Raw genomic sequence first — 14,105 nt, forward strand, 5'->3', positions numbered from 1 at the left:
CATAATATTTGTTTTACTCTTGACTTAATACCGGAGACTTAAAAAGTGGAATCTTATTTTCCTTTATTTTAGATTTCATATGTTTCAAAGAATCTAATACATCATCAATAGAATTACCTAAATTAGAGAAAATAATAGATTCTTCCGGATCTTTAAAAATCCATTCAAATTTTTCATTATCATAATATTCAGGAATATTTATTTTATATATAGTTCCTTTATTATTTGTTTCAACAACTTCAATAGCACCCATTTTTTTTAATGCTTGAGTGCTTTTTTCAATTACAAAATAGTCTATTTCTAAATATCTTGACATTTTTCTGTAAGATATATAATCGGTAAACTTTCTCATTTTACCTATTTTCCACGATGCAGCTAAAGAATTTGCGTATAAATACAAATATATCCTACCAGAATTTGCAGGTCTCACAGTTAATGCGAAAGATATAACATTTTTTGGATACATGATAAACTCTGAATTCAAATAAAACATTATAATTTCCCTCTTTTATACATATTGTTATATATGTTTTCAGGTATTAACAATCCTCCGGTTGCCCAGGATATATGAATACCTTTTTCTTTTATTAAATAAGGCCCTTTTAAAGATGCAGCTGCTGAAGGTTCTAATTTTATATTTTCTGTATCTTTAATCATAGATAATAATTTAAATAACTCATCATCTTCTATAGTATATATCCCATCAATTAACATATCTGCCATTTCTGATACTAGTTTTTAAGGAGAACCAACAGCTAGTCCATCAGCCTCTGTAATATTATCTATTCCATAATCTTTAATATGTATTTTATCATATTTTTTTGTAATCAACCCCAATAACATACACGGAGAATGTGTAGGTTCAACAAAGTAACTATGAACATTATTTCCAAAAATGTGTTTTAGACCAAAGGTAATGCCACCGGGTGCTCCTCCAACTCCACATGGCAAATAAACATATAATGGATTTTCTTTGTTAATAATTATATTTAAATCATCTAATTGTTTTTTTAATCTTAAAGCAGCTACAGCATAACCTAAAAACAAATCAACTGAATTTTCATCATCAATAAAATAGCAGTTTTTATCCTTTATACATTGTTTTCTTCCTTCTTCTACAGCTTTTGTATAATCATCATTATATTCTATTACATTTACTCCTCTGCTTCTTAAAATTTCTTTTTTCCATTCTTTTGCATCATTAGACATATGTACATCAACATGAAACCCTAAAGAAGATGCCATAATTCCTATAGATAATCCTAAATTACCAGTGGAACCTACTGCAATTTTATATTTAGAAAAAAAATCTTTATATTCAGATAATATAGAATAATCATCATATTCTTTTAAAATATTATGCTCAAGAGCTAATTTTTCAGTGTGTTTTAATACTTCGTATATACCACCTCTTGCCTTTATTGAACCAGCAACTTTCAAATAATTATCACATTTAAGTAATAATCTTCCACTTAATTCATGATTATATAACAAATCAAGCTCCTTTTTCATATTGCTTATCTCTATTAAAGGAGATTCAATAATTCCATCTTTAGTTTCGGGAAATAATTTTTTTATTAAAGGAGCAAATCTTTTTAATCTATTTTCTGCATCTAATATATCATCATACGTTATGCTTATTTTATTTAAAGCTATTTCAGAACTTATTTTATTTTGATTTTTCCATAATATAGGTTCTAGTTTCTTTATTTTCTCAATCATAAATACCCCCATTAAATAAATAAAATAATAATTAAATAAAATAATAAATATGTTTTTTTCTATATCTTTTTGCTATATATGCACCAAATATGAATCCACCTATATGTGCCCACCAAGCAACACCTGATCCATATATAGGTCCAATTAAAGACAATACTCCATTAAACACTTGAGATATAAACCATAAACCTATATATATAAATGACGGTATATTTACAAAAAATGGAATCCATAATAATAAAAACAATGTTTCAATTTTTGCAAAAGGAAATAAAACAAAATATATACCAATAATACCTGCTATTGCGCCTGATGCTCCTATTGCAACTATAGAAGAATTTAAATGAAAAATATAATGAGTGAAAGATGCAATAAACCCACTTGATAAGTATATAATTAAAAATTTAAAATGACCTAGTCTATCTTCAACATTGTCTCCAAATAACCATAAAGACCACATATTACCTAAAATATGCATAAAACTTCCATGAAGAAACATACTAGTAAATATTGTAAAAATATTTAAACCAATATATCCTATATCTCCATATGCTATAGCCTTTGTTAGTTCAGATGGAATAAACCCATAATATTGAATAAAAGCTTCTCTTAAATGTGAAGGTAAAAACATTTCAAAAACAAATATTATTACATTTATTGTTATCAATATTATAGTAACGATAGGCTTTTTGCTACTTGGGTTAATATCTCTTAATGGAAACATATATATTCACCACTTTCAAATTTTTTTATATCTTAAAATAACAATATCATTCTCAACATAATAATTAATTAGTTTTAAGTCTATAATAGGTCTATTATCTATAAATAATGGGATGCCTTTACCTAGTATTATAGGTATTATACCTATAATAAATTCATCTATTATATTTTCTTTTAAAAATAGACTAACTAATTTTCTTCCTCCATATACCCAAATATTTTTCCCTAAATTATTTGAAACTATGTCTATTGAATTAATAAATTCAACATTAGACCTTTTTTTTAATTCTCTACTAGTTAAAACGAATATTTTTTTATCTTTCAAAAAAGTGTCAAAGATTCTTCTGGTGTATCTTCATATGCTTTTGCTCCCATTACCACTATATCAATTTCTTTTAAAAAACTATTAAAATCAAATTGTTCTCTTGATTTTATATCAGAATCTTTTCCTCTTATCCATTCAAAACCACCATTTTCATCTGCAATATATCCATCAAGACTCATTGCTAAATTTAATATAAAATTTCCCATATTTTTACCTCACTTTTTTAAAAATATAAAAATCAGCATTTTTAATATATTTAGGAGGTTTCATTGTATTTTTTACTTTCACTAAATCAATTTCTTTTTTTGAAATAAAATATTGTTCTAAACTATTAAAAAATATTTTATTATTATCAATTACACCAATAAGCTCAAATGTGTTATCGAAATAAGCAGAGGTTGCGTCTCCATGACTATCATTAACAAATAAAATTCCATCTTTTTTTAAATATTTTTTACACGCTTGAGAAACAAATCCAGCATATAATGAAATTAAAAGATCAAATGATTTATTCAAATCCATTTCATTCCAATAATCTGAATAAATAAATTCTATATTTAATTTTGATGTGTATTTTTTTTCTTTTTCTATTATTTCATAAACAGTTGATATATTATTTTTGAAAATTGAATTTGCTATTTTATTATTATCAATATATGTAACATCATAAAAAATTATAGATGGAGTAATATCAACATATGAACCTGGATATAATACATTTTTTATATCAAAGTTTTTTGATAATATTTCAAATATCTTTATTCTATATTTAAATTGATGAAAATAACTTTCTAATTTTTCGATATTTTTATTCATAATTTACCTCCATATTATTCTTATCTAATTATATTATTAATATATTTGTTTGTCAAATAAAATAGGTAATCAATAAAATATTGATTACCTAATCATTTATTTTTTAAGAAATGGTGAATAATCATTATTATACCAATTTATTGTAAAAACAGCATTTTTTATACCATTATTTTTATTTGGAGTATCTATTTTTTCACCAAATGGATTTGTATACGACCAAATAATTTCACCGTTGTATGTGATTTCTTCAAATATCCCTTGAGGACCATAACATATCAATGTATTTCCATTTGGTAATCTAACTGCTCCAGATATTCTATCAGAATAATATTTAGAAATATATTTCCAAGAAATTTTAGTTTCTTCAACATTTTTATAAAAATTATTATCAATATTATTTAAGTTTAAATAAGGAGTAATTTCAATTATTTCTGAAAAATTTCCATTAGTTCTTCCTTGACCATTATTAAATATTAAAATGTTACCATAATTTGAAAATTCATTTGGAATCCAATGAGCATTATGAGGGCCGAAAAGTATTTGATCATTTTTATTTCCGAAATCATATGCAGCAGGATTACCCCAACGATATAATATATCTCCACCTTTTCCATATTTTCCACCATTATCAGTTTTTGCTTCTTGAGTAGTTGTACTATGATCTATTACCCATATTTCGCTAAAGTTATGTACAGTTAGTAATATTTGATCTAGTTCTGGATTATAGTCAACATAATTTATATGTAACCAATCAGGATCATTTTTATTTCCTAATGTTTTGTAATTTATATTTATTTTTTCTGGATGATCTTTTATTTCACCATAATTTGGTTTATTAGAATCATAATTCTGAATTATATGATCCCAAGCACTCCATTTCCATACAATTTCAGCATCATTTTTTCCTTTAGGTTTTATTTCAATAATACTTTCACTCCAAATTCCATTATCTGTAATATATTTAGGATCTATTCCTTTTTCTATAGCCTCTTTTTTACTTTTTAATTCCCAAGCTATAATTAAAATATTTCCGTTTGGTAATGGTTCTATATCATGATGTGCTGAAAAATTTTTTGAAGAATATTTAAATTCCCAAACTAAATTCCCATCCCAGTCAAACTCTTGTATTATACCACCTAAGCCACCACCGTGTTCAAAGGTTAGATTCCTTACCTTCCCAGTTCTTAATATATGGCCATTTTCTAAAAGATATGTATTTTGGCCAGGATAGTATTCACTATCCCATGAATGTACAATTTCCTTTTCTTTATTTATTAAAAATGTTTTTGTTGAAGAAAGAGGACTAAATAAGATATATCCTTCTTTTTTATTTTCTTCATTTTTTACCATAGTTTCTTCAGAATTAGAACTAATATTTTTTTCTGAGTAAACATTATTTTGTTTCTCGGAAACGTCTCGTACTAACCTTACGAAATTATATATTCTTATTACATCACCTTGTGGGCCTCTACCATATTCAAAATTATCTGGATTACCAATTTTTGGGTCTGATCTTTGAGCCCCAGCTCCATGAACATCCATAATCTCTTTGTTTCCAAAACGATCAGTCATCCATCCTAAAGCTCTACCAAATGAAATATAAACCGCATTTTGCGCTCCATGAAGAGATACATGAGTTGTACTTGTCCAATAATATCCATAATCTTCTTTATTTTCTTCATTTGTTATTGTGGTACATTGAAAAACCGAATCAATTGCTGCAGAATTTGAAGTATCTGGAGATTTTGTGTAATCAACTATTGATTGTAATTCTTTTGCATTTGGTAATCTCCAATCATTATAACCTAAATAATTTTCTTCATTTTTTTCTTGCACCCATTCCAAAGCTTCTTCCCATGTCATTGCAACACCACTATCATTTTTAGACCACATTAATCCTGTAGCGTTATCTATTATAGTTCCATCATTATTATCAACAAAATTATTTTTCCCATATTCAGGATTTCCTCTTACATAAATTACATAAAACTGTTTATCTTCTTTTCTTCCGGGCATTGGGCCAGTTGGATATCCTTTGATTCTGCCATCAGCAAAATTTACTCCAAATACTGTTTCAGCATCTTTCATAGTAGTTGATACATATTTAGTAGATGAAAGATATTGTGCATCTATTATTCTTTCATTAGAATTTATATCGCCATATGCAAAATCGAAATAATTAGTATCAATAAATGGTGTAAGTTTGCTAGTATCATTTCCATCATATCCACTAGGATCAACACCACTAAATTTTATCAAAGAATATAATTCCTTTATTGTAGGTAATCTCCAATCATTATAACCTAAATAATCTTCTTTATTTAGTTTTTTCACATATTCAATTGCTTCGTTATAGGACATTTTATCGTTATAATTAATAATCCCGTTTTTATCCCAGTCTGGGCTTTTTATCCACATCAATCCTGTGGTTAAATCACTAACAGTACCATCACCATTATCATTAAATTTTGATTCATATCCTGTATATTGTGCATCTTGTCCATAAAATTTTTCCCCAGGCTCAGGGCAATCAATTTCTTTGAAATTATCATAACATTTTTTTTGATCAGTGTCAGTTATAGTATAGGAATAAGGGATAGAGTCAGAAAATATGTTTCCTACAATTAATACTGGAAAGAAAGCAAAAATAATTTTTAATACTTTGTTGATATTCATAATGCACCTCCATATATAAATATTATTTAAACAATTTTATAATATTTACCTTAAAAATAACTTAGAAAAAACATTTATGATCGAACCAAAAAATGAAATAAAAAAACAATAGAAAGTATTCAGATGATTTTAAAGAAGAGGTTGTAAGTACATAATTTAAAGAAAAATTACTTTATCAAATAGCAAAGAAGTGCTCAATAGATAAAGCAATATTAAAAAAATGAAAAAACAGAAGGGAAGACAAGTAAAAAGTAAAAGAAATCAAAAAATGGAAGTATAGAAAAAATAAGAATAATAGATAGATTAATATATATATAAACTTTATTATATAAAACATTATTATACAAATACCTTGATAATGAATATAGAAGATTATATTCAAAAAAGCATTTAAAAATAATCATTCATAAAAAAGTTTAAAAACCAAGATAAATTATGGCCCCAGCAGATTACTGGAGCCATGTTGGGTAAATTTATTACGTTTTTTAATTACCATCTTTCAGAGAGCACATTATTTTGAGATTTTAATTTTTATTAATTCAATAAATATTGAATTTAATATATATACAAAAAATGTAGATAATACAATAATTAGTCCTACTAATATTAATCCAGGTGCATCATCTATTTCTCCTAAATAATAAAACATCGGCATTAACAGCGTATAAATTATCCCAATTACAAAAAACGATTTTTTAATTTTGTTTAATGATTGTACCGTTTTTTCAGAATAAAATTCATTGTTATTCACATATCCAAATATTTTAATAACTTGTATGTTTGAATAAATAAAAGGAATTATTGTTAAATATATTCCTGAAAAAAATATTATAATAGGGATTTTTGAATAAAACTCCATACCTTCCCTAATCAGAGAGGGAATAACAAAAATGGAAATAATTATTGTAAAAATAATAATTCCAAAAATAAAAGATTTTAAATATATAATCTTAAATTTCATATTATCTACCTTCTATATATTTTTTTATATCATTTAAATCCTCCAATATCATTTTTTTAGTAGAGTTACGCATAATTTTACTAAAAATAAAAGACATAATTTTTCCAAAAAATGATGTGGCTTCACCATAAAAATTCATTGTTAATTTAATTTTCCCATTTTCTTCAGCTATTCTTAATTCTGATATATAAATCATTCTATGACTTTCAGCTCTAGTTTTATAATATTCATTTTCAACTGCCTCGATAATCCACATTGTTTCAGTTGATTCTTTGCCGAACATTGTTCTTGTTTCTTTCCATTTTAATCCTATCAATCCCTCATTATGTTTTTCCAAAATTTCAATTTTATTTATACCTGAAATAAAGTTAGGTGAATTTTCAATATTAGATATCACCTTCCATACTTCTTCTTTTGTTGAATCAATAAAAACTGATGCAGATACATTCATTTTATCCCCGCCTAAATAATTTATTTTTTCTTTCTAAGTTTAGCTACTGATTCGAGATGTTTAGTATGTGGAAACATATCAACAAAAACAAACTTTTCAATTTCATATATCTCTTTCAAATAAATCATGTCTCTTGCAAAATTTGAAGGATTACATGAAACATATACAACATTTTCAAATTTGTTTTCTAAAATAAAATCTATTACATTCTTATGTAAGCCTGCTCTAGGTGGATCTACTACAATTGTGTCTAACTTTTCATCCAATTGTTTCACAACATCCTTTGCGTCACCTAAATAAAACTCAACATTATCCGTTTTGTTATTTTTTGCATTTTCTTTTGCAGCTTCAACAGCTTCTTTTACAATTTCAATACCAATTACCTTTTCTAATTTTTTTGCCATTAATAATGTTATTGTTCCTGCCCCACAATATAAATCAAATCCTGTTTTAGCATTTTCATCTATATAATCTAAAACTTTTGAATATAACACCTCTGAACCTAATGTATTTGTTTGTAAAAATGAAAAAGGTCCAACTTTAAATTTGATTCCTAATATTTCTTCTTCAAAAAAATCCTTTCCATATAACTTTCTTAATTCATCTGGTTTAACTACAGTAGATTTAGCATCTGTTATAGTATGATATATACTAACTATTTTACCTTCTAATTCTAAATTTAAAACTTCATTAGCCCATTTTTCAACATATGAGTGATAATCTTCAGATGAAGTAGATATGTTTAATAATATTTCATTAGTTTTAAATCCTTTTCTCATAACTAAATGTCTTAAATATCCTGTATGTTTTCTATAATTTCTAAAAGAAATATCTTTAAAAAACTTTTCTGAAAATTCTATTATTTTCCCAAAATCCGTGGGAGCAATTTTACATGTTTTTGCTGAATACACGTCATAGAACTTACCTCTACCTCTTAATCCAATAGTTAAAGGTCCATCTTTAATTTCATTTCCAAATGAATATTCCATTTTGTTCCTATAATAATATTTAAGAGGAGATGATAAAACCCCTTCATAATTTTTTATTTCTATCATACTATCTTTTATAACCTTTAAAATCTCTTCTGTTTTATTTTTTAATTGCAAATCATAATCAATATCTAAATAAGTACATCCTCCACATTTACCAAAAACATCACATTTTAACATTATTTACCTCCGATATTTTCTTTAATTTTATTTAATACTTCTTCTGCATGTCCTTTTACTTTGACTTTTTCCCATACATAATTAATTTTCCCTTCAGGATCTATCAACACTGTAGTTCTTACTACTCCATAATACTCTTTTCCAAACATTTTTTTCATCTGCCATACTCCAAATTTTTCCAACAATTCTTTGTTCTCATCTGAACCTAATTTTACTTTTAAATCATGTTTTTCTATAAATTTTTTATGTTTATCAATATTATCTGGGCTAATACCTATTACTTCAGCATTATATTTTTTAAATTCATCTATCAATAATGTAAAATCTTTTGCTTCAACTGTACATCCAGGGGTATTATCTTTTGGATAAAAATATAAAACTACCCATTTACCTTTTAAGTCTTTACTCTTTATTTTCTCGCCATTTGTTTCATTAATTTCAAAATCAACATTCTCGCCAATATTATATTTTAAATATCCCATAACATCACTCCCTTTATAATTTTTCTATCTTTATTTTAGAAAGAAGCTTTTCAACATCATTTTTTTTGCATAGTTCAGTCCCAGGCGTTAATACTGCTGCATTACCTGCTGCATTAGCTAATTTAAATGCTTCTAATTTATTTTCTTTATACTTCATAACATATCCTGCTAAAAATGAATCTCCCGCACCTACAGCACTTTTTACTTCTAATTTTATAGGATAGGAATAATAAGCCTCATCCCAATTTGCATATACACTTCCATATTTTCCCATAGATACTAAAATTTCATTTAAATTATATTTTTCCAAAGTTTCTTTAGCATATTTAGCAATTAAATTTTTATCTTTCTCATCTATATCTTTATTTATTAATCTTGAAAGTTCATGCGTATTTGGTTTTATACAATATGGTTCAGCTTCAAGACCGGCTTTTAAATTATTACCATCAGCATCAAAAAAAACAGTTGCTCCCCATTGTTTTAAAGAAAAAATTAAACCTGTATAATAGTCAGGATCTACTCCCTTAGGTAAACTACCTGAAATTACTACAGTATCTCCTTCCCGAACTAATAAATGTAAAACATCAAATACCTTTTGTAATTTTTCTCTTTTAACTTTTTCGCCAGGCATACTCATTCTATATTGTGTTTTTTCTTCTAATATAATATTCATACGAGTTTCAAAAGATATTCTTATTGATGAATATATAACCCCTTCTTCATCAAGCATTTCTTCTATTCTTCTTCCATTATGGCCACCTAAAAGCGCTACTGCTACAGAAACTCCTCCAAGTTCTTTAATAACTCTTGAAACATCTATTCCTTTTCCAGCAGGATAATCAACAATTTTTTTTGCTCTTATAGTATCATCTGGTATTAATTCATCTATATATATATACCTATCAAGACAAGGATTCATAGTTAATGTAAATATCATATTATCCCCCCAAAGAAATTATAAAATCTTTTAATCTACTAATATACCTTTCGATAGTTTCATTTAAACTTTCTAATCTTTCTTTTTCTATTAATACATTTTCTTCATAATTAGAAAATAAGGTATTTATATCATTATATATTAATTCTACTACGCCATATAAATTTGATTCTAAATTATTTTTTATTATTTCTTCACCTTCATCAAAACTTTTTTCAATTTTCTTTAAAATAGTATTTTTTCTTAAAGCTGCAAACACAGTTCCAGTCATTACACCTAACCCAGTTATTATTCCTCCAGAAATATCAAAAATAGATATCTGCGTAGACATCATTAAAATTATGCCTAATGCTGATAATCCAGTACCGCTAAACACAGCTGAATTAACAGATTTTAATTTTTCTTCTTTTATTAAATCAATAAATTTTTCATTTTTTATATACTCATCTATTTTTGAAATAGTATTTTCAATCATTTTTTTTCTTTGTTCTCCAAAATCATAGAAAATATTTTTTAAATCTATTGTTTTTTCTAGTTTTTTTAATTCATCAATATTTTTATTTAACATATCTTTTATATTTTCTATAAATTTTGAAGATCTTTCTGCAGAAATTTCCTTGGTGGTATTTAACAATTCAGATATATATATATTCTTTATCTCATCTTCTAAAGCCCTAATATTTTCTTTTTTAGAAAAAGATCTTCTTAATAATTTCCATACTGTTATCTCTTCCTCTAATTTATTTTTAACTCTTTTAGATATATTTCTATAGTTTTCTAAAATAATATTAATCCATAATTCTATTTCATTAATAGAATTTTTTTTCGATATATCTATGTTTCTTTCTATATCTTCAATAATTTCGATTTGATCTAATAAGTTCTTTTTCTTGTTATATATATCCTCCTTTATATCATATAATAAAGCTACAATTTGATTAGCCAATGATTCTAATTTTCCAAATTCTTTTTTTACCCCTGTAACTGTATTAATTATAAAATTTCTAACTTCATCAAAACCTGAGTCTTTACCTTCAAATTCCATATCGGAAGATACAACAAATACAGGTACATCTTTCCCTTTATCTTTAGCTCTAATTTTAGCATTTTCTAAATTTATTTTTATTTGTTCTTCTTTAGCAATATCTTTCATAGTTAATACTATTATTACATTTTTTTGATATTTTTGAACAATCTTTTCAAAAAATCTCCAAGCAGATCCTGCCTCTATATTGTTCGCAGGGAAAATAAATATTATTAAATCCGCATTTGGAATAAAAGATTCGGTAATTTTTTCATGTTCTATTACCATACTATTTGTTCCAGGTGTATCAACAATTCTAATGTTTTTTAATATTTCATATGGTCTTCCAATATATTTAGTATATTTATCTATTAAATCTTTTTCATTAGGTTTATCTGAATACTCTATAACATTAATTTTATCTGTACAAGTTTGAGGTGAAACTTTGGCTAATTCTTTGCTTTTTAGAAGTGCATTTACAAAACTGCTTTTTCCAGAATTAACTTCACCAACAATCATAAATGTATATGGTTCGTTAATCCTTTTTTTAATATCAATTATATTTTCTTCTCTTTTAATATCCTTTAATATATACGACAGATCATCAATAATATTATTAATTTCATTTCTTTTTAATATAACCTCCTGGTCAATAATTCCCAAGTTAATACCCCCTTAATAATTTATCATTATATTATATCATTTTATTATAACAAATATTTATAACAAATATTTTGGAATTTATATGTTATTGACAAAAATAAAAAAAAGAGATATAATAAACTTGAGTTTAATAATTTAAACAAAAGTTTAGGTGATTATATGACAAATAGAGAAAAAGAAATATTAGAACTTATTAAATTAAACCCTTTTATTACTCAAGAGGAAATTGCTTCTAAGTTAAAAATTGCTAGATCTTCAGTAGCAATACACATAACAAATTTAATTAAAAAAGGGTATATTATGGGAAGAGGTTATATATTAAACGAAAATAAATATGTCGTAGTTATTGGAGGATCAAATATAGACATTACTGGATATCCTAGAAATAAATTATTACATAAAGATTCTAATCCTGGATATGTAAATTTATCTCTAGGAGGAGTAGGCAGGAATATAGCAGAAAATATTGCAAAATTAGATATTAACGTAAAATTAATTACTGCTTTAGGAAATGATATATATGGTAAGAAAATAATTAATCATTCAAAAAATATTGGAATTGATATTAGTAATTCGTTATTTTCTTCAAAAAACCAAACATCTACCTATTTAGCAATATTAAATGAAAATAGAGATATGGAAATAGCTATTTCTCATATGGATATATGTGAAGAAATTAATCCTGAATTTTTACAATCAAAAAATAATATCCTTCAAAATAGTAGTTTAATAGTATTAGATACAAATATTCCAAAAAATAGTATTATATATATACTAGAAAATTACAATAATCCTGTTTTTTTAGATCCCGTTTCAACTTCAAAAACAAAAAAAATTAAAGATATTATTGGTAAATTTCATACAATTAAACCTAATTTGTTAGAAGCAGAAATTTTAACAGATATGAAAATATCTAATGAAAGCGATGCCAAAATAGCCTGTAAAAAATTAATATCCAAAGGTGTTAAGCAAGTTTTTTTAACAATGGGAGAAAAGGGAGTTATATGTGCAAATGAAAATGAAATTATTAAATTAGAATCTCCAAAAATAGAAATAAAAAATGCTACGGGAGCCGGAGATGCTTTTGCTGCAGCCTTAGTATATTCTTATATAAACAACTTTGATTTATTTAAGTCTGCATCATTTGCAATAGCTGCTTCAATAATAACCTTAAAATCAGAAGAGACAAACTCTAAAGAGCTTAATATTGACAATATATATAAAACAATAAAGGAGATGAAATTATGTTAAATGAATATTTAGTATTATCTAATGAGGTAAAAGAAGCTTTAAATAATAATAAACCTGTTGTAGCTTTAGAATCAACAATAATTTCCCATGGAATGCCATATCCTCAAAATGTCGAAACGGCATTAAATGTTGAGCAAATAATTAGAGAAAATGGTGCAGTTCCAGCAACAATAGCTATTATTAATGGAAAACTAAAAGCTGGACTTTCTAAAAAAGAAATAGAGTATTTAGGAAAAAAAGGAACTGATGTTATAAAAGTTAGTAGAAGAGATATTCCATATGTTGTATCCAAAAAATTAGATGGTGCTACTACTGTTGCAGGAACAATGATAATTGCATCTTTAGCAGGAATAAAAGTTTTTGCTACTGGTGGAATAGGTGGAGTTCATAGAAATGCACAAGAAACTTTTGATATTTCTGCAGATTTACAAGAATTAGCACATACTAATGTTGCAGTAGTATGTGCAGGTGCTAAATCGATTTTAGATCTTGGATTAACTTTAGAATATTTAGAAACATTTGGAGTTCCAGTAATTGGTTATCAAACAGAAGAATTACCAGCGTTTTATACTAGAAAAAGTGGATTTAAAGTTAACTTTAAATTAGATACCCCACAAGAAATCGCAGAATTCTTAAAAACAAAATGGAATTTAAACTTAAAAGGTGGTGCTGTAATCGCAAACCCTATCCCTGAAGAATATCAAATGGATTATGAAGAAATAAATCTTGCAATTGAAAATGCTTTAAAAGAAGCTGATAAATTGGGAATAAATGGAAAAGAAACTACTCCTTTCTTATTAGCTAAAATTAAAGAAATTACAAAAGGGAAAAGTTTAGAATCAAATATTCAATTAGTATATAACAATGCAAAACTTGCTGCACAAATTTCTAGATATTTATAGTGT

Annotated in this window: 12 protein-coding genes and 2 pseudogenes; 2 read left to right on the forward strand and 12 right to left on the reverse strand. The window is 25.6% G+C overall.

The features are described 5' to 3' along the window. Positions 1 to 13: 13 nt before the first annotated feature. The 12 genes and pseudogenes from AS160_RS01145 to AS160_RS01200 all read right to left on the reverse strand — a co-directional run bounded on the left by AS160_RS01145 (position 14) and on the right by AS160_RS01200 (position 11,949). On the reverse strand, positions 14 to 493 hold the full coding sequence (locus AS160_RS01145) for a hypothetical protein (RefSeq protein ID WP_165144152.1): 480 nt from the start codon (positions 491 to 493) through the stop codon (positions 14 to 16). Then, positions 493 to 1,734 (reverse strand): annotated as a pseudogene (locus AS160_RS01150) (D-serine ammonia-lyase). Before AS160_RS01150 ends, AS160_RS01145 begins: the two are co-directional and overlap by 1 nt. A gap of 19 nt (positions 1,735 to 1,753) precedes the next feature. Next, positions 1,754 to 2,446 carry a rhomboid family intramembrane serine protease gene (locus AS160_RS01155; protein WP_165144153.1) on the reverse strand — a complete coding sequence of 231 codons (693 nt, stop codon included), beginning with the start codon at positions 2,444 to 2,446 and terminating at the stop codon, positions 1,754 to 1,756. Positions 2,447 to 2,461: 15 nt separating this feature from the next. Further along, positions 2,462 to 2,976 (reverse strand): annotated as a pseudogene (locus AS160_RS11575) (dihydrofolate reductase family protein). Positions 2,977 to 2,980: 4 nt separating this feature from the next. Continuing rightward, entirely contained in the window at positions 2,981 to 3,586 is a 606-nt protein-coding gene (locus AS160_RS01165; protein WP_165144154.1) for a hypothetical protein, read from the reverse strand. Positions 3,587 to 3,682: 96 nt separating this feature from the next. After that, positions 3,683 to 6,262 (reverse strand): DUF1566 domain-containing protein, encoded by a 2,580-nt coding sequence (locus tag AS160_RS01170; RefSeq protein ID WP_165144155.1) that lies wholly within the window; start codon positions 6,260 to 6,262, stop codon positions 3,683 to 3,685. A gap of 511 nt (positions 6,263 to 6,773) precedes the next feature. Beyond that, positions 6,774 to 7,223, reverse strand: coding sequence for a DUF2975 domain-containing protein (locus tag AS160_RS01175; protein WP_206528025.1), 450 nt, complete (start codon positions 7,221 to 7,223; stop codon positions 6,774 to 6,776). A gap of 1 nt (position 7,224) precedes the next feature. Beyond that, entirely contained in the window at positions 7,225 to 7,674 is a 450-nt protein-coding gene (locus AS160_RS01180) for an SRPBCC family protein (RefSeq protein ID WP_165144157.1), read from the reverse strand. A gap of 20 nt (positions 7,675 to 7,694) precedes the next feature. Further along, complete coding sequence (gene rlmD / locus AS160_RS01185) at positions 7,695 to 8,843, reverse strand: 23S rRNA (uracil(1939)-C(5))-methyltransferase RlmD (protein ID WP_241244196.1); 1,149 nt, start codon at positions 8,841 to 8,843, stop codon at positions 7,695 to 7,697. Beyond that, on the reverse strand, positions 8,843 to 9,325 hold the full coding sequence (gene bcp, locus AS160_RS01190) for a thioredoxin-dependent thiol peroxidase (protein ID WP_165144158.1): 483 nt from the start codon (positions 9,323 to 9,325) through the stop codon (positions 8,843 to 8,845). Before bcp ends, rlmD begins: the two co-directional genes overlap by 1 nt. A 13-nt stretch (positions 9,326 to 9,338) precedes the next feature. Further along, positions 9,339 to 10,262 (reverse strand): 1-phosphofructokinase family hexose kinase, encoded by a 924-nt coding sequence (locus AS160_RS01195; RefSeq protein WP_165144159.1) that lies wholly within the window; start codon positions 10,260 to 10,262, stop codon positions 9,339 to 9,341. 1 nt (position 10,263) lies between these two features. Next, on the reverse strand, positions 10,264 to 11,949 hold the full coding sequence (locus AS160_RS01200) for a dynamin family protein (protein WP_165144160.1): 1,686 nt from the start codon (positions 11,947 to 11,949) through the stop codon (positions 10,264 to 10,266). 159 nt (positions 11,950 to 12,108) lie between these two features. Here AS160_RS01200 and AS160_RS01205 point away from each other — a divergent pair, with 159 nt between their 5' ends. Next, positions 12,109 to 13,200, forward strand: a complete 1,092-nt coding sequence (locus AS160_RS01205) for a PfkB family carbohydrate kinase (RefSeq protein ID WP_165144161.1) — start codon at positions 12,109 to 12,111, stop codon at positions 13,198 to 13,200. Beyond that, positions 13,194 to 14,102: a pseudouridine-5'-phosphate glycosidase gene (locus AS160_RS01210; protein ID WP_165144162.1), complete on the forward strand. Its 909-nt coding sequence runs from the start codon at positions 13,194 to 13,196 to the stop codon at positions 14,100 to 14,102. The genes AS160_RS01205 and AS160_RS01210 overlap by 7 nt, the downstream gene beginning before the upstream one ends. Positions 14,103 to 14,105: the final 3 nt, after the last annotated feature.

Source organism: Marinitoga sp. 38H-ov (assembly GCF_011057715.1).
Lineage (GTDB): Bacteria > Thermotogota > Thermotogae > Petrotogales > Petrotogaceae > Marinitoga.